The organism is Fodinibius sp. GM108, from assembly GCF_058386985.1.
In genome coordinates this window covers 292,465-315,145 of the sequence record NZ_JBYEIR010000004.1, presented here as the reverse complement: position 1 = coordinate 315,145, position 22,681 = coordinate 292,465, and the positions used below count along the sequence as shown (strand labels likewise).

Annotated in this window: 22 protein-coding genes; 16 read left to right on the top strand and 6 right to left on the bottom strand. The window is 44.0% G+C overall.

Going from position 1 to position 22,681, the window contains the following annotated elements:
- The first annotated feature begins 98 nt into the window (after positions 1 to 98).
- The 3 genes from ACT3ID_RS09410 (at position 99) to ACT3ID_RS09400 (ending at position 2,289) form a co-directional block, all read left to right on the top strand.
- Positions 99 to 935, top strand: a complete 837-nt coding sequence (locus ACT3ID_RS09410) for a purine-nucleoside phosphorylase (RefSeq protein WP_491541766.1) — start codon at positions 99 to 101, stop codon at positions 933 to 935.
- A gap of 19 nt (positions 936 to 954) precedes the next feature.
- On the top strand, positions 955 to 1,371 hold the full coding sequence (locus tag ACT3ID_RS09405; protein WP_491541765.1) for an energy transducer TonB: 417 nt from the start codon (positions 955 to 957) through the stop codon (positions 1,369 to 1,371).
- Positions 1,372 to 1,521: 150 nt separating this feature from the next.
- Positions 1,522 to 2,289, top strand: coding sequence for a hypothetical protein (locus ACT3ID_RS09400; protein ID WP_491541764.1), 768 nt, complete (start codon positions 1,522 to 1,524; stop codon positions 2,287 to 2,289).
- A gap of 54 nt (positions 2,290 to 2,343) precedes the next feature.
- Here the strand turns inward: ACT3ID_RS09400 and ACT3ID_RS09395 are convergent, their stop codons facing one another.
- Complete coding sequence (locus ACT3ID_RS09395; RefSeq protein ID WP_491541763.1) at positions 2,344 to 3,378, bottom strand: isoaspartyl peptidase/L-asparaginase family protein; 1,035 nt, start codon at positions 3,376 to 3,378, stop codon at positions 2,344 to 2,346.
- A 135-nt stretch (positions 3,379 to 3,513) separates the two neighbouring features.
- On the opposite strand from ACT3ID_RS09395, the gene ACT3ID_RS09390 reads away from it, so the two are divergent.
- The 3 genes from ACT3ID_RS09390 (at position 3,514) to dxs (ending at position 8,228) form a co-directional block, all read left to right on the top strand.
- Positions 3,514 to 5,982: a DNA internalization-related competence protein ComEC/Rec2 gene (locus tag ACT3ID_RS09390; RefSeq protein WP_491541762.1), complete on the top strand. Its 2,469-nt coding sequence runs from the start codon at positions 3,514 to 3,516 to the stop codon at positions 5,980 to 5,982.
- Between the two features lie 97 nt (positions 5,983 to 6,079).
- Entirely contained in the window at positions 6,080 to 6,298 is a 219-nt protein-coding gene (gene xseB, locus ACT3ID_RS09385; protein ID WP_491541761.1) for an exodeoxyribonuclease VII small subunit, read from the top strand.
- A 7-nt stretch (positions 6,299 to 6,305) separates the two neighbouring features.
- Positions 6,306 to 8,228: a 1-deoxy-D-xylulose-5-phosphate synthase gene (gene dxs, locus ACT3ID_RS09380; RefSeq protein WP_491541760.1), complete on the top strand. Its 1,923-nt coding sequence runs from the start codon at positions 6,306 to 6,308 to the stop codon at positions 8,226 to 8,228.
- A gap of 44 nt (positions 8,229 to 8,272) precedes the next feature.
- Here dxs and ACT3ID_RS09375 read toward each other — a convergent pair whose 3' ends face one another.
- Positions 8,273 to 8,638 (bottom strand): transposase, encoded by a 366-nt coding sequence (locus ACT3ID_RS09375; protein ID WP_491541759.1) that lies wholly within the window; start codon positions 8,636 to 8,638, stop codon positions 8,273 to 8,275.
- Positions 8,639 to 9,042: 404 nt separating this feature from the next.
- On the opposite strand from ACT3ID_RS09375, the gene ACT3ID_RS09370 reads away from it, so the two are divergent.
- From ACT3ID_RS09370 to ACT3ID_RS09360, 3 genes are read left to right on the top strand one after another with little or no spacing between them, the layout of a single operon-like run.
- The gene (locus tag ACT3ID_RS09370; protein WP_491541758.1) at positions 9,043 to 9,615 is read left to right on the top strand and encodes an RNA polymerase sigma factor; all 573 of its coding nucleotides are present in this window, start codon (positions 9,043 to 9,045) and stop codon (positions 9,613 to 9,615) included.
- Entirely contained in the window at positions 9,608 to 10,279 is a 672-nt protein-coding gene (locus ACT3ID_RS09365) for an anti-sigma factor family protein (RefSeq protein WP_491541757.1), read from the top strand. Before ACT3ID_RS09370 ends, ACT3ID_RS09365 begins: the two co-directional genes overlap by 8 nt.
- 13 nt (positions 10,280 to 10,292) lie before the next feature.
- Complete coding sequence (locus tag ACT3ID_RS09360) at positions 10,293 to 11,513, top strand: hypothetical protein (protein WP_491541756.1); 1,221 nt, start codon at positions 10,293 to 10,295, stop codon at positions 11,511 to 11,513.
- 56 nt (positions 11,514 to 11,569) lie between these two features.
- On the opposite strand, the gene aat is transcribed toward ACT3ID_RS09360, so the two are convergent.
- The 3 genes from aat to ACT3ID_RS09345 form a co-directional block, all read right to left on the bottom strand.
- Positions 11,570 to 12,175, bottom strand: coding sequence for a leucyl/phenylalanyl-tRNA--protein transferase (gene aat / locus ACT3ID_RS09355; protein WP_491541755.1), 606 nt, complete (start codon positions 12,173 to 12,175; stop codon positions 11,570 to 11,572).
- A 157-nt stretch (positions 12,176 to 12,332) separates the two neighbouring features.
- Entirely contained in the window at positions 12,333 to 14,804 is a 2,472-nt protein-coding gene (locus ACT3ID_RS09350) for a zinc-dependent metalloprotease (RefSeq protein WP_491541754.1), read from the bottom strand.
- 139 nt (positions 14,805 to 14,943) lie between these two features.
- Entirely contained in the window at positions 14,944 to 15,792 is an 849-nt protein-coding gene (locus ACT3ID_RS09345) for an enoyl-ACP reductase FabI (protein WP_491541753.1), read from the bottom strand.
- Positions 15,793 to 15,924: 132 nt separating this feature from the next.
- On the opposite strand from ACT3ID_RS09345, the gene ACT3ID_RS09340 reads away from it, so the two are divergent.
- The 7 genes from ACT3ID_RS09340 (at position 15,925) to rplS (ending at position 21,926) form a co-directional block, all read left to right on the top strand.
- Positions 15,925 to 16,713 carry an Fpg/Nei family DNA glycosylase gene (locus ACT3ID_RS09340; RefSeq protein ID WP_491541752.1) on the top strand — a complete coding sequence of 263 codons (789 nt, stop codon included), beginning with the start codon at positions 15,925 to 15,927 and terminating at the stop codon, positions 16,711 to 16,713.
- A 117-nt stretch (positions 16,714 to 16,830) separates the two neighbouring features.
- Positions 16,831 to 17,571 (top strand): DUF72 domain-containing protein, encoded by a 741-nt coding sequence (locus tag ACT3ID_RS09335; protein ID WP_491541751.1) that lies wholly within the window; start codon positions 16,831 to 16,833, stop codon positions 17,569 to 17,571.
- A 156-nt stretch (positions 17,572 to 17,727) separates the two neighbouring features.
- A complete protein-coding gene (gene ffh, locus ACT3ID_RS09330; protein WP_491541750.1) occupies positions 17,728 to 19,080 on the top strand; it encodes a signal recognition particle protein in 1,353 nt (450 codons plus the stop codon).
- 119 nt (positions 19,081 to 19,199) lie between these two features.
- The gene (gene rpsP, locus ACT3ID_RS09325) at positions 19,200 to 20,189 is read left to right on the top strand and encodes a 30S ribosomal protein S16 (RefSeq protein ID WP_491541749.1); all 990 of its coding nucleotides are present in this window, start codon (positions 19,200 to 19,202) and stop codon (positions 20,187 to 20,189) included.
- Positions 20,190 to 20,243: 54 nt separating this feature from the next.
- Positions 20,244 to 20,783, top strand: a complete 540-nt coding sequence (rimM, locus tag ACT3ID_RS09320; RefSeq protein ID WP_491541748.1) for a ribosome maturation factor RimM — start codon at positions 20,244 to 20,246, stop codon at positions 20,781 to 20,783.
- A gap of 3 nt (positions 20,784 to 20,786) precedes the next feature.
- Positions 20,787 to 21,479 (top strand): tRNA (guanosine(37)-N1)-methyltransferase TrmD, encoded by a 693-nt coding sequence (gene trmD / locus ACT3ID_RS09315; RefSeq protein ID WP_491541914.1) that lies wholly within the window; start codon positions 20,787 to 20,789, stop codon positions 21,477 to 21,479.
- 12 nt (positions 21,480 to 21,491) lie between these two features.
- A complete protein-coding gene (gene rplS, locus ACT3ID_RS09310; protein ID WP_491541747.1) occupies positions 21,492 to 21,926 on the top strand; it encodes a 50S ribosomal protein L19 in 435 nt (144 codons plus the stop codon).
- Positions 21,927 to 22,110: 184 nt separating this feature from the next.
- On the opposite strand, the gene ACT3ID_RS09305 is transcribed toward rplS, so the two are convergent.
- Positions 22,111 to 22,668: a class I SAM-dependent methyltransferase gene (locus ACT3ID_RS09305; protein WP_491541746.1), complete on the bottom strand. Its 558-nt coding sequence runs from the start codon at positions 22,666 to 22,668 to the stop codon at positions 22,111 to 22,113.
- Positions 22,669 to 22,681: the final 13 nt, after the last annotated feature.

Genomic DNA, 22,681 nt, shown 5'->3' with positions numbered 1-22,681 from the left:
CGCATATTCGAGATTCCAGCTCAGACTTTTTCTTTAAATTTTCTGCCCTTCATTTTATACATTGTGTGACTCCTGATTAACTACAATATATACATACAATGCACAGAGAATCTGTTGAAGAATTCCGCAAAAAACGCGATGAAGCGCTTTCCTATATCCAACAGCAAACGGATGAACGTCCGGATTACTTAATAATTCTTGGAACCGGTCTTGGCGATCTGGGGAATGAAATTGATGTCATTGATACTATCTCATACGCAGATATCCCGCACTTTCCTGTCTCAACGGTAGAAAGCCATGCCGGTCATCTTATCTTTGGAACACTAAGCGGTAAAGAAGTTGTGGCTATGCAGGGGCGCTTTCACTATTATGAAGGATACTCCATGCAGCAAATAGCCTTCCCGCTTCGCGTGCTTAATGCTTTAAGTACTGACACCTTGCTCGTCAGCAATGCCTGCGGCGGAATGAATCCCAATTATGCCCGCGGTGAAATAATGCTGATCAATGACCATATTAATATGCTGGGTGATAACCCACTGATTGGTCCCAACGATGATGAACTTGGTCCACGCTTTCCGGATATGAGTGAACCATACACCGAACGGCTAATAGATATTGCCGAACAGGTTGCTTTAGAAAATAATATTAAGATGCACAAAGGCGTATATCTAGCGCTAAGCGGTCCCACACTTGAAACCAAAGCTGAATATCGTTTCCTGCGACAGATCGGTGCCGATGTAGTCGGCATGAGTACGGTTCCCGAAGTTATTGCCGCTGTACACATGGATATGGATGTACTTGGAATCTCGGCTATTACCGATGAATGTTTTCCTGATGCACTGGAACCTGTTGATATAGAAGATGTGCTGGAAGCAGCCGGCATCGCCGAGCCAAAGATGACTCAGGTCATGATGGGTGTGTTGGAACGACTTTGATCTAGAGTTTTCAGAAGATATGATTTCTTTCCGTTTTCCTGTTTTTGTTTTTTCCATCGCACTCCTGTTTTTGACATCTTGCAGTGGATCAGAAAAAGCACGATCTATTGAATCAATCGAAAGTACCGACGCCGATCCCGAAGTGGTTGTCGAAACAAAAGCGGCAATTGTTGGCGGACTCAAAGCCTTTCAAAAAGAGCTGGAATATCCAACGAAGGCAAAAAAAGATGGCGTTGAAGCTGTGCTTGAAGCTAATGTGTTGGTAAACAAAAACGGATACGTTGAAAAGATCTCGTTTAAAAATGAAACCGAAACAGATTACGGCTTTGAAGATGCAGCACGAAATGCTCTTCGCAGAGTGAATTTTAAGGCTGGAGAACGTAATGGGGAACCTATTAACATGTATATTACGATTCCGGTAAGATTTGAATTATAGCTTTTGCTTCTTTCTATAGAGAGTCACTTCTTACCTTAAAAAAATTTCCTATAATTTATCCTTAGAATTATACCATTCTTTTCGAGAAAAGCGTTATTTTACTGTTGATACTGCAATCACTTAAATCGACTGTTAATCGGTTAACAACATATGCATAAAGGTAACTTTCATGATGACACTTGGGATGAGCACCAGTGGGAAGCTCACCTGAATGAAATCGAAAAAAAGAACATCCACTTGCGGCAGTTTTTCAGTCAAGATCATTCCGATAACATACCCCGCTGGTTAGCTTTGTTACAGGAAAATCCTGACGAAATGGACGCTGTAGATGCCTTTATCGAGGAGGAGCTAGAAATAGATGATGCTTATTTTCCCGATGAAGACGATGATATCGATGACGATTACTTTGAAGATGAGTTTGATGATTCCTTACTGGATGATTTTGAGGACGAAGACTTCATCTTCGACGATGATGATTATGACTCCGGAGAAGAATGGAAAGAGCTCAGCGAAGATTTTGCCATGTCGGATAACGGCTCTATAGAGATGCTCGATGTATACAATGATTCCCGGCTGTTGGCAGCTCTTATACTTCAATGGGCTGAAGGGATAAATCCAAAAAATCTGACATCCGATTATAACGATTTTATAGGCAATGTGTTAAAAATAGGGGCAAAAATTGCCGGTGGTTACGGCTTTGGCTTCGAACGTGATTTTATTGGCGGCAATATAGCCTATACTAAAAAAGCGCTGTATTGTGCCAATGATGCGCTCACGATTTTGCAACGGGATTTAAAAAGCTCGTCATACTTACCAAAAAAGAAGTATCAGCTTTTTCATGAACAGCTTTTTAACCTGCGAAATAGCATCGGAATCTATGTACAGGAATTGCGAGAACAATTTTATAAAGGACTTTAGGAAATAAGGATATAAGGGGCAGCCCCCCCCCTATCCTTACCTAATAACCCTAAATTAATCCCAAATAGCCACTTCTCGATTGCCTTCGGAATCAGACATGCCACGGAACATACCGTTTGTATTCATGTCCATTACCATATTTCCGTGCTTATCCACAGCAATCATTCCTGCATCACCCGGATTAAGCAGATCCTCAAGCAAATAATCCGCTGCTTCTTCGAGCGTAGCCGGCTTGTGCTTCATATACTGACTAACCGTGTGACCTGAAACAACCTCCATAATGCGTTCACCCCATCCGGTCATAGACACAGCCACTACATCACTGGCATAAGTTCCGCTGCCAATGATCGGCACATCGCCTACACGCCCATATTTTTTATTTGTCATACCTCCCGTTGAAGTACCGGCTACCAGCTGTCCGTTCTGATCAAGTGCAACAGCTCCGACCGTGCCATATTTATCCTCGATATGGAATTCAGAAGGTTGATCCTGCTTTATCAAACTGGACTGCGCTTCTTCCTCTTCAGCTTCAAGAGCTCGTTTTAAAGACTCATACCGATCTTCGGTATAAAAGTAATCCTGGTTTACCCGCTCCAGATCAAACTGATTGGCATATTCTTCAGCACCGTCGGCAGCAAACATAATATGCTCCGAATTCTCCATCACCAGACGGGCCAGCGAGATTGGATTTTTTATCGTTTTTACACCTGTTATAGCACCGGCTTCGCGTGTATTGCCGATCATTATGGCCGCATCCAGCTCGTGCTCTCCATCATGCGTAAAAACAGCTCCTTTACCAGCATTAAAACGAGGATTGTCTTCAAGATAATTAATGACGCTCTCCACGGCATCCAGTGATGAACCGCCGTCAGCCAAAATTTCTTCGCCAATAGAAACAGCTTCATCCAAATCATTAAAGTATGCCTCCTTTACAGAGTCCGGACGATCTTCAGATATTGCCCCGGCCCCGCCGTGGATAACCAGCGCCCAATCTTTTTGATCCTGTTGATTCTGCTGATCCTCTGATGCCGTGCAGCCGACAATCAATAACAAAATTAAAATACCGCCAATATATTTTCTGATACCCATATCCTCTATCCATTATTTATGATTTTTTCGTACGAGAAATATTATAAGCACCACAGCACGTATTTCAAAGAAGAGCAGACGCTTGTAACATAATTTAATGATGTAAGGATATACTGACTGAGCGGTCTTACTATTGTGACCGCCAAACAAACATATCAGTTCCCTTTTGCCTCCTACCCGGCAGTGAGGATTGCCCTGCTAATGGCAGCGGGCATCATACTGGATTATCACTATACTTTTTTTGAGGGATGGATCACCCTCTTTGCTATTTTTACAGCCGGCTATCTTATCAGCGAAATAATCTATGGAAAATGGTTAAAATCTTATGCATATAATAGTGCTATCATCTGTTATCTGGGGATGATCTTAACCTTTGGTGCAGCCTGGCACTCTTTTTTTGATTACCGCGAAATTCCCCCTGAAGCCGAAATTTTGAACACCTATACATGGGAAGAATTCACATTTTCAGGCACCATCCAGCAGATCAAACAAACCAGCACCGGTAAGTATCAAGTTGATGTAGCAGTCGATTCTACTGTTTTTCCTAATGAAATTGCCTGGAGAAAGACTTACCGACTACGCGCCGTATTAAATCCGGAGGATATTTCCACACCGCCCAACCTGAAACTCGGCAATCACATCACCTTTACAGCCACCATCTATCCGCTGGAGGAAAAACGAAATCCGTCGCAATTCGATTACAAGCAGTATCTGGCCTCGCAAGGGATATATACCCAAGTCGGCATTCAGGAAATAAATGAGCTTACTTCGGTTGATCAGACGTTTAGCTGGAGCAATTTTCGCCAGAATACACTGGAAGCTATCGATAATAATTTCTGCGATCAGACGACATCACTGGCAAAGGCGCTCCTTATCGGTTACAAAAACGAGCTCGATCGGGACGAAAAAATTACCTTCTCCCGGGCGGGATTGTCACACATCATGGCTGTTTCGGGTCTTCATGTAGGATTTATTTTAGCTCCATTCTGGTTTTTGATACCCTTTTTCTGGACACTCCGCTACGGCAAACAAATATGTTTGGCGCTCCTTATCGCAGTCCTCTACTGTTATGCCGGACTCACTGACTTCTCTGCTTCCGTAACACGAGCATCGTTAGTCGGTATATTTCTTGCCTACGGAAAGCTATTTCACAAGGTGAGGGATTCAAAAAATCTCACTGCCGTCGCCGCACTGCTTATTTTATTGTTTAATCCATCGGATCTCTTCTCCATCGGATTTCAGCTCTCTTTCGGCGCTGTTTACGTCATCCTGCTCACAGCACCAGTTATTCAGCGATGGCTTCCAAACTGGATACGGTTCCGCTGGATCGGCGCTCCCGTCATGGTGGTGATTATTTCGTTCATTGTTCAGGTTGGACTTTTCCCACTGCTTACCTATTACTTCGGAGAATTTTCGCTCGTGGGCCCACTCGCAAATGCATTTGTCATTCCATTCCTGGGTATTGCGGTACCATCTGCTCTAATCTTACTTCTTATAGCTATGGCTTTCCCTCAACTGGCCGCCACGCTAAATACACCCGTCGATTGCTTTTTAGGCTGGCTAAACTGGTTCGTCGATGTCACCGCCAGCTGGCCCTGGAGCTGGATACAGGTCCATACAGAGAGTCTACTATTTTTTGGGATCTGGATTGCCGCCATCTTCTTCATTGCTGCCCTTCCCATCCCAAAAATGCGCTGGAAAGTTCTTTGCGTTTTCCTAGTTCTTCTTTGCATTGATCAGGGACGTAAAGTAATCCACAAATTTAAACCGGCAACTCTGGAAGTCACTTTTTTTGATGTTGGACAAGGTGATGCTGCATTGGTCCGGTCACCGAATGATAAATACTTTCTGATAGATGTTGGACGCTGGCAGCCGGACTACAACAGCGCTAGGTATATCATCATCCCACACCTAAAAGAACAAGGTATTCGAAAACTGGATGCGATATTTCTTTCCCATCCGCACGCCGATCATATCGGTGGAATCCTGGAACTGATTGATGCTATTCAAATTGACACAATATACAACTCTGGAGCCGACTACGATTCGCAGCTCTATCAATCGTATCATCAAAAAGTGGCCAATCACCAGATACCAATTGTTTCGCTTTCTGCCGGTGACCAGGTACCGCTTGATCCATCATTGCGCATGTTTGTTTACGGTCCTTCACCTAACGCGAAGAGTTCGAATGTTAATAATCATTCACTCATCCTGGAACTCATCTATGGAAGAACAGAATTCCTCTTTATGGGTGATGCCGAACAGCTCCAGGAACAGCGGTTGATCGAAAATTTTCCTAACCTCGCAGATACTGACGTTCTAAAAGTTGGTCACCATGGCAGCAAAACAAGTTCAACAAATCGATTTTTAGAAATTGCTACTCCACAAGCTGGGATTGTTTCGGTAGCCAAACAAAACCAATTTAAACACCCAAATCGAGAAGCTGCCCTGCGACTACATCAATATACAGACACCCTTTATTACACCAGTCTCAATGGGGCTGTTCAATTCTTTTCTGATGGGTATAGTGTACGTGAACTTACCAATCAACTTGGGTACTTAGACAAATTTGGAAATATTTCAGCAGAAAAACCCAAAAAATAACTCTTAAAAGAAAAAGAATTGGATTCCAACGGCTAAAACTTTTTATTTATATGGTTTTAGAAGTCAATATTTGATAGATCCTATAAATCTATAAATAATGGATAGTAAGGAACCACAGAGCTTTGAAAAAGCTTTAAAAAGACTTGAAGAAATTGTCACTGAGCTTGAGGATGAAACTATTTCCCTGGAAGAATCCATCGAGCTATATGAAGAGGGTATCGAACTATCCAAGCATTGCACTGAAACGCTTGAAGAGGCGGAGTTACGCATCGAAAAAGTAGCGGAACAACACGCCGAAGAACACACTAAGGAATAATAAGATTATGGAATTTGAAGAAGTTACACCGGGGCCGTTGTTAGCTGAAATTAATTCTCCGGATGATCTAAAAAAACTGGATCCTGATCAGCTTGTCGATGTTTGTGATGAACTGCGTGATTTCATCATCGATATTGTTTCTATTCATGGCGGACATTTCGGCGCCAGCCTTGGTGTTGTAGAGATGACTGTCGCTTTGCATTACGTGTATAATACCCCCGAAGATCGTATCGTATGGGATGTGGGCCATCAGGCCTATGGTCATAAAATTCTTACCGGTCGGCGCGACAACTTCCACACCAATCGCAAATACGGCGGACTTTCAGGCTTTCCGAAGCGCAGTGAAAGCAAATACGATACTTTCGGTGTAGGACACTCCAGCACTTCCATTTCTGCCGGATTGGGCATGGCTGTTGCTCGAGATCTGGACCAAGCTGATAACAAAATTGTTACTGTGACTGGCGACGGTGCCATGACAGCCGGACTTGCTTTCGAAGCTCTTAATAATGCCGGAGCCATGAATTCGGATATTCTGGTAATTCTCAATGACAATAATATGTCGATCGATCCCAATGTTGGGGCTCTTAATGAATACTTGGCTGATATTACCACCAGCAAGACTTTTAATAAGCTGCGTGACGAAATTTACGATATGCTGGGCTATTTCAAGTCGGCCGGAGAAAAAATGCGCCAAATGGCCTCAAAGCTGGAAAAAGCTGTAACAACAGCTATCACACCCGGCGGGCTTTTTCAGGCATTAGGCTTTAAATATTATGGTCCCGTTGATGGACATAATGTAGATACCATGCGGCGCCACCTCGAAGATTTGCGGGAAATTCCTGGTCCAAAGTTGCTGCATGCCGTTACCGTCAAGGGCAAGGGCTTTGCCCCCGCCGAGCGCGAACAAACAAAATGGCATGCCCAAAGCAGTCCCTTTGATAAAATTACAGGTAAGCAACTCGATCCCGATACCGATCCCAAACCGCCTAAATATCAACATGTATTTGGCGAAGCGATTGTTGAACTGGCTGATGAGGATGACCGTATTGTCGGTATTACGCCCGCTATGCCCAGTGGATCCAGCTTATGGCCGCTGATGGAAAAATATCCCGATCGCGCCTTTGATGTGGGCATCGCCGAACAGCACTCTATTACGTTCGCTGCGGGATTGGCGACCGAAGGGAAAAAAGCTTTTGCCGCTATCTATTCCACATTTTTGCAGCGAGCCTACGATCAGGTGATCCATGACGTCGCCATTCAAAAACTACCGGTTGTCTTCTGCATTGACCGTGCCGGCTTGGTTGGCGCTGACGGACCAACTCATCACGGACTTTATGATATTTCATACCTGCGTAATGTCCCCAATATGATTGTCTCCTCCCCGATGAATGAGGAGGAGCTGCGAGATATGATGTATACGGCCTCGAATTATGAGGAGTGCGCATGGGCTATCCGCTATCCGCGGGGACGTGCTACCGGCATGGACTATCCCGAAGGTTTTAAAAAGATGGAGATTGGCAAGGGCGAAAAACTGCGTGGCGGTGATGAAATTGCCATCCTCAGCTTTGGTCCCTTTGGCAATTATGTGGTGGAAGCCGCTGATGATCTTTCCAAAGAAGGTGTCAACGTTGGACATTTCAACATGCGCTTTGCAAAACCATTGGATACCGATCTGATTGACGAAATCTGTCATACCTACGAGCATATCATCACGATTGAAGACGGTACAAAACTTGGTGGATTCGGCAGTGCCGTAACCGAATATCTAGCCGATAAACCGCACCACATCCCTACTACAATAATGGGCGTGCCCGATCGCATTGTAGAGCACGGAACTCAGGAAGAGCTTCATGCCGAAGTCGGATTGGATCCCAAAGGCATCAAAGAGAAAATACATGAAGTACTAAAAGCATCTTCTTTAAAGGCTTAATAATACTCATGCCACGACTCCGAGTCGTGGCATGAGTGAGTGAGCTAAAATATCTTATCTAAATCATCAGGATCTATTTCTTGATCCAGAAAGTTTCTCAAAATCTTTCTATCGTTTGGTAATTTCAACAGCTCCAAAGCCAACTCCTTATTACATAATGTCCCACTTCGTAATCCCAAATAGTCTCTGGCCGAAGAAAACTTCCATTCATCTATCCTACTCACAAATCCATGGCTAACTGGATTTTGATGGATATAATGAAAACAGGTCAAAGCATACTTCATTTCATCTACAAGCTTCGCTTTAGAATTTTGGCGGAATAAAGAACCCGATCTGCTTTCTTGGTTATTAATACCTCTGGTGTATGAGCTTAAGAAAATCCTGATGTTCTCCGAAAAAATACTCGGCATAAAATTATTATTGGGGTATATCAGAAAGTGAAAATGATTCGGCATCAAGCAATACGCAAGAACATGTACTTGGGACAACAAATACTTTCGAACCTTACAAAGAAAGTAATAGTAATTTGAAGTTTGGTAGAAAAGAGATTCACTATTATTCCCCTGATTATAAAAATGATAGATGTTATCGGCTCTTACTTTCATCAGAAGTTTTTATAGTAAGATCTTTCTCTAGATAAAACCTTACAGATTTTTCGATTACTCATGCCACGACTCCGTATCGTGCATGAGTATTTAGGTTTTTTAATAGCATCATTTAAAACTTTTTTCCCTCCTGTCTCGTCATTGATATGTACGGTACGTAACAGACTGCTGATCAGCAGCGCTAAGTTGGTAACTCCCGGGAGTATCAAATGACTGATGCACAACTGGTAAAAAATTTCAGAAATGGTGATATCGATGCGTTTAACCGTCTCGTAAATCGGTGGCAGCAGCGCATCCATCGCTTTGCGTATCGCTATTTTGCCAGTCATGATGAAGCCAGCGAAATCACCCAAAAGACATTTATTAAAGCTTACAAAAAGCTGGATACGCTGGACGATGCCGAGAAGTTTTCAGCATGGATCTATCAGATTGCCAATAATCTCTGCCTGGACGAAACAAGGCGTGCCGGAAGAAGGCGATCGGCCCCGATGGAGGCACTGACCGATCATCCCGTTGCCGAGACAACAGATACCAATCCAGACCAGCAAGTTCATCAGGATGATCTAGAATCTATCCTGCAGCTGGCTCTCAAACAACTGCCCGCTGAACAGCGCATTGTAGTGATCATGAAAGAATATGAAGGACTCAAATTTCGCGAAATAGCTGAAATCCTGGACGAGCCCGAAAGTACTGTTAAATCCCGGCTGTATTACGGCTTAAAGAAATTGCGAACTTTATTTGAACAATGGAACATTGAATTGGAGACTTTACGCTATGAATGAACAACAAGCACGATCTCTGTTTATGGATTATCTCTATGATGAGATATCTCCGGATCAAAAAAAGGAACTAGAAGATTATCTGGAGCAACATCCGGATCTCAAACAGGAACTTTCAGAACTAGAGCAGACACGAGCAGTTCTGCAGAAAATGCCGGAGCCCAATCCTGACGAAAGAATGCTGGTCGTTGAACCAGAAAAGCGCTCATTTATCGATTGGTGGCAGGACGCAAAGAGTCTGCTTCCGCGATCTGTATTCGGCAAAACCGCCTTGGCAGCTGCAGCGGGTATTCTGCTGTTTATTTTTGTGGGATCTGTTGCCCAGCTACAGATTAGCACATCCGGAAACGGTATGACCATCAGTTTCGGTGGTATTCCTCCTGCTAATGAGGGATTAACTGCAGAACAGGCCGATGCCTTGGTGCAGCAAATTCGCGAAGAAAATGCGGCGATGCTTGCTGATTATGCAGAGTCAATAGAACAGCAAAATCGAGAACAGCTGCAACAAGTGATTACTTATTTTGAAGAACAGCGGATGAACGACCTGCAACTGGTAAATCAGGCAATGCAAGAACTACAGCAAAACACTAACTACCAGCTGTATCAAACCAATGAATATCTTAGCGAAATGTTACAAACCGTCAGCTATCAAAATCGAAATGAATAACGAGGACTATACTATGAAAGACCTAACAAGAATACTATCTATTGCTGCGGTTTTTATACTAATTGCAGCTTTTCAACCGGTTCATGCCCAATCAGATATCGATAATAATCGCATGAATCGCGATATCAATATCATGGAGAATGTCTTGGAAGAGATCTTCAAGACAAGTTGGTCTGCCGATGGAAACGCTGTTCGTGTTAGGAGCAGCATGTTTTCTTTTGGGGATAACCGTGACATCAATGGCACGTTCTTGCCCGACTATGGCATCATCTTCACGATTCCAGGTGGAGGTCCGGGATTTGTCATGTTCAGTGGCTCCGAGGGCAATAGTTCTTCTTTCCACTTTGAATATGGAGATGACGGCAACGGGGAAAAAGTGACTGAGGAAACGATCACCAATAAAATGGTTGAGTTTCTGCGTGATTACGGTTCTACGATCGGTCAATTAGACGATAATCACAAAGTAATGGTAATCTATAAATCCAATAAACCTAAAGGCCATGTTGCCGTATTTAGCTCATCTTCTGACACTAAAGAAGTAAAAGAACAAATTCCCACTATCTCGGTCGTTGCCGCTGCAGCTGACCTCCGTGCTCACCGGAACGGCGATATCAGCGACAATGAATTTCGGGACCGGTTGGAAATAAATTCTGTACCGGCTGATGCTGAACCTCAAAAAGATATGCGTGTGATGGCAAGTATCTTTGAGACAGGTTTTGACAGATCCGAAGAAGACATGTTCCACATTCAAGGATCAGTCAATCACCTGTTACTGGATAATTTCGGCGCGCTCTTCTCCTTTGAAGCTCTTTACGGCGGCAGCCGTTCACATTTTGATCTTTCCAGGCTTCACGAATCCCTTGAAGCCATGAAGGAAGACCTTGCTCAAACACGTGCGCAGATGGAAGAGACAGAGGCAAAAATACGAGGTGAGGCCAAAGTCGACAGTGTTAAAGCCACAAACAAAGAAAAAGCTAAAGAAAGCAGAGCTCAACAGAAACAACAAGTTATTAATGCCTATGAACAATTTGTTGCCGATCTCAAAGAATATCTTGTAGACTATGGACGTACTCTCCGTTCTGTGAGTTCAAACCAGCAAATTTTAGTCTCTGTAATCCTCGACAGCCGCTATGAAGAGATACCGGAGCGCATCGATCTGCAGGTTCAAAAATCAGCTTTGGAGAACAGGAATCCGGAGCAAGCCGTAAATGAAATTAATGTACGGAAGTATTGATCAGTTGACAGTAAGCGGGAGGCAGGATTCAGGAGGCAGGTCTTACTGTAAACTGCCTACCGTCTACTGCCACTGACTTCAACTGCTTTAAATTCTGCCTCTTTCTTCAAAGCCGATTCCAGCTTTTTGTCATACTCTTCCGCTGAAATCTCAATACAGCCAAACTGCGACAAGTGTTCGGTCCAAAACTGCGTATCCCAGAGCTCAAATCCGCCCTGTATCAACGCTTGATGTGTCCAATACAGTGCCACTTTCGAAGCTTCCTTTGCCCAACCAAATAAAGATTCACCGAAAAATGCCGCTCCCAGCGACACGCCATACTGCCCGCCGACAAGCTCCCATTCTTGATTGTATACACTTACTGAATGAGCGTGATCAAGTTCATGCAACCGACAATAGGATTCAATAATTTCGTGTGATATCCAGGTAGAATCGCGATCAGCACAGGCTTCCATCACCTGACGGAAATTATGATCAAACTTTATATGATAATGATGGTTACGGATAATACGCTTCACATTTGATGAAACATGAAAGTTATCCAGCGGAATTATCCCGCGATACCTTGAAGTATACCATTTGGCTTTAGGATCATCCCGAGAATCAGCCATCGGGAAAATACCATTAGCATAGGCGTTAAGTAACTCCTGCGGATCAATCATAACTCCTATTGTTCCTGACCACCTAAATCCTGTGGATTAGTTTATTAACTACAGCATTGAAATAAAAAGGTTGCGCTGATGAGCTGCGCAACCAGGCTATATCTACAATTGATATAGAAAATATTTTAACAGTAAAAAGACTCGATTTGTTCTTATATCAATGAAATCCGCACTGTAATAGTCCGACACTACCGCTGCCAATCGGCGAACCGGGGGGCGGAGGTAATGGATCGGTAGGTAAAACCATTTCTCCTTCCTCCTTAAATCGCTCCAGCGTACGATATCCATAAAGTAATGATGAAATTCGCTGATTACCTGTCGCATTGTTTTCGGCCTCATCTTTCATCCACTCACGGAGCTCTTCCAGCTTCAGATTAGTGATCGCCCGCACTTGTGATGAGCTATTTTCTTCTGAAGCTAAATTCATCATCCGAAAAAGTACTACATGGTTAATTGTATTCTGAACAGCACCCCTATAGTCTTCATCGACCGGCTGTTTCCATGTTTGCTCAATAACTTTGGTAAGCATTTCGCTCAATCCCAGGCGGGATGTGTCTCGGGAATGAGCTTCCACCAATCGTGCTGCCCTGTTATTGTCAAACAACAAGTCGGTCGACATTCCCGCCGCCGTTTCTGCCGCTCCCAGTGGATCAAATGTAGGATCGGTATGGCTGTTAAATAATTCGCGGGTATCGTTATAACCGATGGGACGTGGTGGAATGAGATCGACAATGCGTTCGGGCATAGTTAGTGTTTCCGGCGATAACGTTTGTAACATGGCATCCAGCGCCGCGCGTTGTGTTGAATCAGGCACCGGTTGCGGACCCGATTGGACATCGCCGCGCAAATTATAGCTGTAATCCTGACCGCCTATCAGTTTTACCGTACCCTCAATCTGATAGCGGTGATACAGGTAGATAGGTACCAGCACATCTTCCAATGTAGCCATTGGGGTTCCCTGTGGAATATTGGATTCGGAAAAATTTTGAAGCGCAATATCCCGCACATCTAAAATATGATGCAGCTGGTCTACCGCATTAACTCCGTTATCCCAGAGATGAGCCTTGGGGTGAGCTCCTCCGGCAGGACGTGCATCCGCATCAGATATAAAAAGTAATCCTTCATTAACTGCATTTTCGATCACGTTATCCAGGGCCGCTTTCTTGCTGGATAAGCCTCTTACATCCTTATAACCATAGGTAATAGCCACTTTATCCCAATCACCAATCCCTGTATCATAAGCATTCGAAAGATCGAGCGTACTGTCTTGACTGATATTCACTTTCGGGGCGGGATAATCCATTACCGAGGCGCGACCATTTGTGCTGGCAGCAAAGTTATGGGAGAGACCGAGCGTATGTCCCACTTCATGCGCCGAAAGCTGGCGGATTCGGGCCAATGCCATCTCCAGCATGGGATCATCTTTGTCATAACTTGTGCTCTCTTTGTAGGGGGATAACAAACCCTCGGCAATCAAATAATCCTGGCGAACACGCAGCGATCCCAGCAGTACATGTCCTTTGATGATTTCACCCGTGCGCGGGTCAACAACTGACGACCCATATGACCAGCCGCGCGTCGAGCGGTGCACCCAGTTGATCATGTTATAACGCACGTCCATTGGATGAGCTGTGTCGGGCAGTACTTCCACCTGGAAAGCATTTTTATATCCCGCTGCCTCAAACGCTTCATTCCACCATCGTGCTCCATCCAGTAATGCACCGCGAATAGGTTCCGGTGTTCCCGGATCCAGGTAATAGACAATCGGCTCTACCGGCTCGCTCATTTCCGCATCGGGATTCTGCTTTTTCAGACGATGCTTGTTAATGAATCTTTTTGTCAATGGTTCGCTAACCGGTGTGCTGTAATCCTGATAACTGATGCCAAAGTAACCCGCACGTGGATCAAACTCACGCGGCTCAAAATCATCGTCAGGCAGTTCTACAAATGAGTGATGCTGGCGAACAGTTATGGCATCAGAGGTTGGCGTCACCGAGCGCACTTGTCCGCCGGGATCTGTGCCCGTAAAGGTGAGAAGAGCTTCAAATTCGGTATTTTTCGGAAAGTTCATCGTTGCCTCGCGATACAATGCCGAGCGGCTTTTATCCACACTAAAATTTCCTTCATCACTTCGTTTTAACCGCTCGCTTACTCCATGGACATCCCGTAATAAAAAGTCAGTGGCATCAACGAGCACGCGACCGTCTTCTTCGGCAGCTATTTCAAATCCCCATAATACCGATTGCGCAAAAGCGTCGCGCACTGACTCACGTTCTTTCGGGTTATCAGTGATTGCACGATAGGAATAATTTGGCTGGACCATCAGAACTTTGGGACCTCGTCGTTCAAATTTTACAATGCGATCGTCACCCAGCTGATTGCGATCGAGGCCGATATCGTTAGACCCCACTCCGGCAGTTAATGAATTTACATAGAGAAATTCCACATCAAGAGTATCGATTTCCAGCCACACCTTACCGGTGTCATAATCCCAGTAATAAGTAAAGAACCCATCTTCCTGCTCAAGTCCCTGAGTTTTTTCAGTTATGGAGGGGAGATCCTGATCCTGTGCAAATATAGTTGTTGCAGATAACAGAATTGCCAAAGTAAGAAAAGCCAATCGTTTCATCGTCACACTATTTTAATGGGGATTTCAGAGGAAGGTAAATAACTACTTTTATTGTAAAGAATAAAATCGGCAAACAATTTTTAATAAAAAAAGGGATGCAATTTACTGCATCCCCTCCCTTCCTATGAGATCCGGCTAACTAATCTTCAGAGTCTTCATCCTCACCATAAACTTTGGCTAAATCCTGAATCATCTGTTCATTGATTCCGGATGTCACAAATCCACCGTCGTGATACAGATTCTGCATCGTCACTTTTCGGGTCAGATCAGAAAAGAGCGTCACGCAGTAATCCGCACATTCATCGGCTGTGGGATTGCCCATTGGTGCAATTTTATCGGCAAACGTGTACATGCCATCAAATCCTTTAATGCCTTTGCCGGCTGAGGTTTTTGTCGGTGCCTGTGATACAGTATTAACCCGAATTCCACGATCGGCCAAACGGCTTCCATAATTTCGAGCGATACTTTCAAGGAGTGCTTTGGCATCGTTCATATCTCCGTACTTCGAGAAGATGCGTTGTGCACCGATATATGAGAGCGCAACAATGCTGCCGCCGTCGTTCAGGATATCGGCTTCATCCGCATAGTGAATCACTTTATGTAAAGAGATCGACGAGATATCCAGCGTCTGCTGCATCCACTGGTAGTTAAGATCCTCATATGCTTGTTTTTTGCGCACATTGGGTGACATTCCAATAGCGTGGAGCATAAAGTCAATTTTGCCGTGCTCCTCCTTCACATTCTGCATCAGCTCTTCAATCTCATCCTCGTTTGTCACATCACAAGGGAAAACCTCGGATCCTGTCAGCTCGGCAAGCTCATCCAGATCTCCAAAACGAAGAGCCACCGGAGCATTCGACAGTGAAAATTCAGCCCCTTCGCGCTTACAAGCCAGTGCAATGCGCCAAGCAATACTGCGCTCATCCAATGCGCCGAAAATCAATCCTTTTTTCCCTTTCAACAATCCATATCCTTTTTGATCAGCCATAAATAGTTTCTGTAATTGTCTGTTAAATTTGTTTCCGAAAATAACATCTGTATATCATGGAAACAACGACACTTTTTTAATGTTAGAATAACTCATGTCTTCTAAGTTTGAAATTGTATCAGATAAAGAGAGATGCCAGAATTACCCGATGTTGAAGTAATTAAACAGAAAATTGATTCTACCTCGCTTCACAAAACTATTAGCCGAGTAGAGGTAAAAGATGATCAAGTGCTTAACGTTTCGGCCCAAACGCTGAGAAAACACGTAGAATCAAAACAGTTTAAAAAAACGCAACGATTGGGCAAATATATATTAATGGGACTCGGATCTGATAAATGGCTGGCGATGCATTTCGGGATGACCGGCAATGTAGGCTATCAAAAAAAGGATGATGATTATCCGAAATATTCGCGCGTGGTATTTCATTTTTCAGATGATGGACTATTAGCCTATACCACCCGCCGTAAGCTCGGTTCGATTGATGTCATTGATGATCCGGGGCAGTTTAAACAGAAAAAGAATTTGGGAGAAGACGCACTGGAGATTGACTATGAATCATTTCAGAGTCTTATAAAAAATAAACGAAGCATGATAAAAACAGCACTCATGGATCAGAACATGATAGCGGGTATCGGTAATGTATATTCGGATGAAATTCTGTACCAGTGTAAAATTCATCCCGAAACAAAAACAACAGACCTTGAAGAGGATCAAATAAATGATCTGTACAAAAGTATGCGGCGTATATTTAAAACTTCGATTAACAATGGAGCAGATCCTAACGAAATGCCTAATCGATATTTGATTTCACATCGCGATGAAAGTGAAGATTGTCCAGAGTGTGGAGGGAAAGTGAAGCGGATAGAAATATCAGGGCGCGGATGCTATATCTGCCCTGATTGTCAAAAACCTAACATGTGATGAGTAATGAGTAAAACATTGAAGATGCATCACGGATTGCGCATTACGTATTATGAAAAGTATCTACCTGAATGACTACTTACAAATAAATAAGTATTAATAACCAGCCAACAAACAATGTACACATTCACAGGCTGTTCCGGATTTTATTATGATCATTGGAAAGGCCTCTTTTATCCAGAGGATCTTCCCAAAAAAGATTGGCTGCCCTATTACGCCAAGCATTTTAAGACCGTCGAAATCAATCACTCATTTTACCAGATGCCCAAAGAAAAAGATCTGAAGAACTGGCATCAGAAGACGCCGGGAAATTTTCGATTTACGATGAAAGGCAGTCGATACATTACACACCGCAAAAAATTAGTGAACGACGAGAATGTTCGTTCGGGCGTTAAGAATTTCTACGATGTGGTAGAGGTATTGAAAGGCAAGTTGGGATGCATCCTGTGGCAACTGCCGGGGAACCTTCATCGTAATGACGAAAAGCTGGATAATTTCTGCAAAATTCTGAGTAGCGATTTTAAGAATGTGATGGAGTTTCGGCATCAGTCGTGGTTCACTGAGCCGGTTATGGAAATTCTCAAAAAACATGATGTAGGTTACTGCATTCTTTCGGCTCCCGACGACTTGCCGGAACAGGTTATTGCTACCACTGATACGGCCTATGTCCGCTTTCACGGGAAGAATGAATGGTATCGATACGATTATTCGACAGAAGAACTGAAGGAATGGGCGCACAATCTCAAAACATTGAACGCCAAGAGAATATATCTGTATTTTAATAACGATGCAGAAGCTAAAGCTGTTGAAAACGGTATCAAGATGCAGGAGCTGCTGGAAAAAGAACTGCAGAAATAACCCCCAGATACTATTTTATAGCTGGTGGAGATATCTTATTTAATTATGAATATTCTGTTGATAACCCAAGAAATTGTCCTTATTTTGCGGAACTTTGTTCCGGGGCTTGTAACCGGGCAGAAAACAGATTTAAAAGTTATACATACACCTTAACTCATGTTTCAGGATCTCTCATCAAAATTAGATAGCGCCTTTCAGAAGCTGAAGGGAGAAGCGAAGATTACGGACGTCAACATTGCGGAGACGGTGAGAGAAATACGTCGCGCCCTGCTAGATGCTGACGTGAACTACGACGTTGCTAAAAAGTTCACGAACAAGGTAAAAGATCGCGCGATGGGCGAAGATGTATTAACGGCCGTCAATCCCGGTCAGCAGTTTACCAAAATTGTACAGGATGAACTGACCGAAATTCTCGGCCATGAGCGTGTGGATATTTCCGTTGCGCATACACCTCCGACAGTAATCCTGATCGCTGGACTGCAAGGTTCCGGTAAAACGACGTTCAGTGCAAAGCTGGCTCGTTACCTGAAACAGGAAAACAACCGCAATCCCATTTTGGCAGCGGCCGACGTTTATCGTCCCGCGGCCATTGACCAGCTAAAAACGCTGGCCAACCAAATCGACGTTCCCGTTTATTCCATTGATCAAAAAGATGCAGTCCGTGCAGCCAAAGAGGCTGTATCGATGGCCAAGAGTCTTGCCCTCGATACTGTTATTATTGATACGGCCGGGCGGATGCACGTAGATGAAAAAATGATGAACGAGGTGGCTGAAATCAAAGAAGCTGTAGAGCCGCATGAAACATTGTTCATTGTTGATTCCATGACGGGACAAGATGCTGTGAATACAGCCAAAGAATTTAACGAAGTTATCGACTATGACGGCGTTGTACTAACTAAGCTTGATGGTGATACCCGCGGCGGGGCGGCCCTTTCGATTAAGAATGTGGTCCAAAAACCGATCAAGTTTGTAAGTACCGGCGAAAAACTCGATGCTCTTTCTCCTTTCTATCCCGAGCGGATGGCCCAACGCATCCTGGGCATGGGTGATGTTGTTTCACTTGTTGAAAAAGCACAGAAAGAGTTTGATGAAAAAGAGGCCCAAAAGCTGCAAAAGAAAATAAAGTCTGATGAGTTTGACCTACAGGACTTTTATGAGCAGCTGCAACAAGTTAAGAGCATGGGCAACATTTCTGATTTGGTCGGGATGATTCCCGGTGCCGGTAAAGCCATGCAGGATGCTGAAATTGATGAGGATGCTTTCAAGCCCATCGAAGCAATTATTAACTCTATGACTCCGGAGGAAAAACATAATCCGGACATTCTAAATGCAACCCGAAAACGACGTATTGCCAAAGGTTCGGGAACACGGGTTTCTGAAATAAACGACCTGCTGAAGCAGTTTGAGCAGATGAAGAAGATGATGAAGTCGTTCTCCGGAATGGGTAAGATGGGCAAGTTGATGCAAGGCATGAAGGGTATGAAAGGAAATTTACCATTTGGAAAATAACACATAACGGATGTGACCGCTGTTTAGCCCAGCAACGCATCTGTAAAAATTGCGCAAGATTCCGACGAATCCTCTATAAATCAAAGTGAATTGTAAACTAAAAATAAACTGATAAACCATTGTTAAGAATAAGATTACAACGTAGAGGACGTAAAAAGCGACCGATCCATCATATTGTGGTGGCGGATAACCGTAAACCCAGAGATGGACGAATCGTTGAAGATTTAGGTCGTTTTGATAATGTAACCCCTAATAACCAGCTTGATTTAAACAGAGAACGAGCACTTCACTGGTTGAAGCAGGGTGCACAGCCTACAGATACCGTCCGCTCTATTTTTAAAGAAGAAGGTATCATGTACGAGATGCACCTGATACGGTGGGGCAAATCGGAAGAAGAGATTGAAGAAGCTCTGGCCGAATGGCGTGAGAAGCGTGAAGAGAAGGAAAAAGAAGTTCCTACTCGCAAAGAGCGTCAACAGGCTCTGCTCGAAGCAGAAGAAAAAGAGTTCCAGAAGCAACTACAGAAGAAAGCCGAAGAAGCCGCCAAAGAAAAAGCCAAACAAGAAGCTCTTGCCTCTGAGGAAGAGGATGAAGGCGAGGAAGAGCAAGAAGCAGCGGCAGAAGCTGATGAAGAAACGGATGAAGCAGAAGTTGAAGAAGAAGCTGAAACTAAGACAGCAGCTGAGGCTACAGCCGAACAAGAAACAGAAGTAGATACTGAAAAATCTGCAGAAGAGGAAGCTGAAGAACGCGCCGAAGTGCAGGAAAAAGCGGCTGACGAATCAGCTGAAGTTGATGACGAAACCGCTACGGATATAGAAAAAGAAGAAACCGAAGAGCCCGAAGCCGTCGAAGATTCTAAAGAAGAGCTCGAGGCTTCTGAAGAGGCCGATGAAGATACTGAGGCTTCCGACGAAGAGGACGATGACGTTTCAGATGCTGATGAAGAGGAAGAAACTGAAATTCAGGTATCCACCGATATGCTGGCTAAAGAAGCCATTGAGCATATCGAGAATACACCTCTGGATGAACTCGAAGGATTTGTCCCCGAAGAAGAAGATCGGGTTACCGTTCAACGTGCGTTGGATGAAAAGAAAGAGAATAGCTAATTAGCAAGATAAAAGATGGACCTCATCTTTGAGATGGAGTCCATCTGGTAAGCTATGCTGGAACCAATTGAAGACCAGTACGAACAGATCGGGTATATTGCCCGATCACACGGCGTACAGGGTGATGTGTTAATCATCCCTGAAGTATACGCTCCAACACTTTTTGATGTTCTTGATCTGGTACATATTGAAAATACCAGAGGGGATTTAGTCCCTGCCCGGGTTGAGTCGGTTCGGGTACAGGAAAAAAAGAACCGACTTTCGTTCTTTGTAAAATTTGAGCACGTGTCTGATCGCACGCAGGCCGAAAAGCTGAAAAACTCGGCCGTTTTTGCCGATCGTGAAACTGTTGAAAACCTGCTCGATTCGGATGAGTTACCGCTGGATCTTACATCGTTTGACGTTTGGTCCGATAAGAAACACATCGGATCGGTGAAAGCGATGTTGCAAAATCCGGCACATCCGATTCTTAAGGTAATAACGGATGAAAGCAACGAACTGCTTGTCCCTATTGTGGATGAATATGTAGTGGAGGTCGATGAAGAAAACGAAAAAATACAATGCCAAAATTTACATCAACTTAAAGGTTTATAAATGATGCGCATTGATATTATATCGGCTGTACCACAGCTCTTGGAAAGTCCGCTGAAACACAGCATCGTGGGCAATGCCCGGGAAAATAACCTGGTTGAAATCCACGTGCACGACCTGCACGATTACTCTGAAGACAAGCACAATAAAGTAGATGATTATCAGTATGGCGGAGGGGCCGGCATGGTGCTTACGCCCCAGCCGATCTTCTCTTGTATTGAGCATTTGCAAGACCAGCGGAATTATGATGAGATCATTTTTACGGCTCCCGGCGGAGAACCGTTTGAGCAGGAAAGTGCAAATAAACTTTCCATCCAAAAAAACCTTATGTTCTTGTGCGGCCATTACAAAGGTGTTGATCAGCGCGTGATCGATGAACTGATCACCAAAACATACAGCATTGGCGATTTTGTGCTTTCCGGCGGTGAACTGCCGGCACTGGCTATGGTTGACGCCATTGTGCGACTATTACCCGGCGTTTTAGGCGATTCGGAAAGTGCCCTGACGGATTCTTTCCAGAATGATTTGCTGGAAGGACCGGTTTATACACGTCCCGCTAATTTTCGGGGGATGGAAGTGCCAGAAGTACTGCGATCAGGTGATCATCAAAAAGTGAAAGAATGGCGATTTGAAAAATCGCTTGAGCGTACGAAGAAAGTACGTCCAGATATTTATAAAAAATTTCGAAACGAACAGTAGTAAGGATTAATCATGGATAAGTTAAAATTAGCAGAACAGACATTAATTAAGGATGAGTATCCGGAATTTAGAACCGGCGATACCGTAAATATACACTATCGCGTCCGCGAGGGTGACAAGGAACGAATCCAGCAGTTTGAAGGACTCGTTATCTCCCGCCGCGGATCAGGTGCCAACCAAACATTTATGGTGCGCAAAGTATCGGCCGGAAACATTGGAGTCGAGCGTATTTTTCCGCTTTATTCTCCTTTTATCGCCAAAATAGAGCTAAAAAAGCAGGGTGACATCAAACGCTCTAAGCTCTATTATCTGCGTGACAGAAGAGGTAAAGCTGCACGTATTAAAGAGAAAGACCAGAACCAGGATAATGTAAGAGAACTCAATCGAGAAGCAGAGCAAAAAACAGCTGCCAATAGTGAAAGCGGCGACAACTCTGGCGAAGAGTAGTATTTACTTTATTTCTCGTTGATTTCTCTTTCCTGAGGATTATAAAACTACTTTTAAAAGCCATTCTATCCCATTTGTGGATGGAATGGCTTTTTATTTTCCAGAATGGCTATCCCAAGCGTCGACGCTTGGGATAGCGAAAGTAGCATCTCACAATCCTTTCGCCCGGAGGTACAAAACGAGATTAAACTTTTACTTTCTCTGCCTCATACACCGTCATCGGCGGTATATTACGCCACTCCCAGCCTGTTTTCACATTTCCAAACGTCCGGCGTAAAGGCTCTTCCAGGTGTCCTGACGTTTGATAGGCCAGAAACTTTCCGCCGTCATGCAGCAGGTTTAAACTTTGCTCCATAATGGAGGATTTTACCCGTTCATCCAAAAAAGAAAAAGGAATGCCTGAAATAATAAAATCGACCTCTCCCATTATTTCGGCGGGTAGCAAATCACTCACAAACTCCACGCTTTTGTCATAAAATGATACGCGCGTATCATCGATCTGCTGAAGCTTTTCAAACAAGATATTGTTCGTCTCGAAAAGATACAGATGAGAATCAACAGTCATATGCCTGAGCAAATAACGAGAAAAAACGCCCGCACCTGCCCCATATTCAACCACAGAAATATCCTTCGTAAAATCGATGGGCTCGCAAACCCGCTGCACGCAAAACCTGGAAGTCGGCGTTACAGATGCCACATCTTTATCCTTAAAAAAACTTTTTAAATACGCTAGTGTACTCATTCGAATTTTCTAT

What these genes read in the sequence shown, in the direction of transcription:
- ACT3ID_RS09410 (WP_491541766.1), top strand. Translation starts at nt 99, where the DNA reads ATGCACAGAGAATCTGTTGAAGAATTCCGCAAAAAACGCGATGAAGCG.
- ACT3ID_RS09405 (WP_491541765.1), top strand. Translation starts at nt 955, where the DNA reads ATGATTTCTTTCCGTTTTCCTGTTTTTGTTTTTTCCATCGCACTCCTG.
- ACT3ID_RS09400 (WP_491541764.1), top strand. Translation starts at nt 1,522, where the DNA reads ATGCATAAAGGTAACTTTCATGATGACACTTGGGATGAGCACCAGTGG.
- ACT3ID_RS09395 (WP_491541763.1), bottom strand. Translation starts at nt 3,378, where the DNA reads ATGGGTATCAGAAAATATATTGGCGGTATTTTAATTTTGTTATTGATT.
- xseB (WP_491541761.1), top strand. Translation starts at nt 6,080, where the DNA reads ATGGATAGTAAGGAACCACAGAGCTTTGAAAAAGCTTTAAAAAGACTT.
- dxs (WP_491541760.1), top strand. Translation starts at nt 6,306, where the DNA reads ATGGAATTTGAAGAAGTTACACCGGGGCCGTTGTTAGCTGAAATTAAT.
- ACT3ID_RS09375 (WP_491541759.1), bottom strand. Translation starts at nt 8,638, where the DNA reads ATGCCGAGTATTTTTTCGGAGAACATCAGGATTTTCTTAAGCTCATAC.
- ACT3ID_RS09370 (WP_491541758.1), top strand. Translation starts at nt 9,043, where the DNA reads ATGACTGATGCACAACTGGTAAAAAATTTCAGAAATGGTGATATCGAT.
- ACT3ID_RS09365 (WP_491541757.1), top strand. Translation starts at nt 9,608, where the DNA reads ATGAATGAACAACAAGCACGATCTCTGTTTATGGATTATCTCTATGAT.
- ACT3ID_RS09360 (WP_491541756.1), top strand. Translation starts at nt 10,293, where the DNA reads ATGAAAGACCTAACAAGAATACTATCTATTGCTGCGGTTTTTATACTA.
- aat (WP_491541755.1), bottom strand. Translation starts at nt 12,175, where the DNA reads ATGATTGATCCGCAGGAGTTACTTAACGCCTATGCTAATGGTATTTTC.
- ACT3ID_RS09350 (WP_491541754.1), bottom strand. Translation starts at nt 14,804, where the DNA reads ATGAAACGATTGGCTTTTCTTACTTTGGCAATTCTGTTATCTGCAACA.
- ACT3ID_RS09345 (WP_491541753.1), bottom strand. Translation starts at nt 15,792, where the DNA reads ATGGCTGATCAAAAAGGATATGGATTGTTGAAAGGGAAAAAAGGATTG.
- ACT3ID_RS09340 (WP_491541752.1), top strand. Translation starts at nt 15,925, where the DNA reads ATGCCAGAATTACCCGATGTTGAAGTAATTAAACAGAAAATTGATTCT.
- ACT3ID_RS09335 (WP_491541751.1), top strand. Translation starts at nt 16,831, where the DNA reads ATGTACACATTCACAGGCTGTTCCGGATTTTATTATGATCATTGGAAA.
- ffh (WP_491541750.1), top strand. Translation starts at nt 17,728, where the DNA reads ATGTTTCAGGATCTCTCATCAAAATTAGATAGCGCCTTTCAGAAGCTG.
- rimM (WP_491541748.1), top strand. Translation starts at nt 20,244, where the DNA reads ATGCTGGAACCAATTGAAGACCAGTACGAACAGATCGGGTATATTGCC.
- trmD (WP_491541914.1), top strand. Translation starts at nt 20,787, where the DNA reads ATGCGCATTGATATTATATCGGCTGTACCACAGCTCTTGGAAAGTCCG.
- rplS (WP_491541747.1), top strand. Translation starts at nt 21,492, where the DNA reads ATGGATAAGTTAAAATTAGCAGAACAGACATTAATTAAGGATGAGTAT.
- ACT3ID_RS09305 (WP_491541746.1), bottom strand. Translation starts at nt 22,668, where the DNA reads ATGAGTACACTAGCGTATTTAAAAAGTTTTTTTAAGGATAAAGATGTG.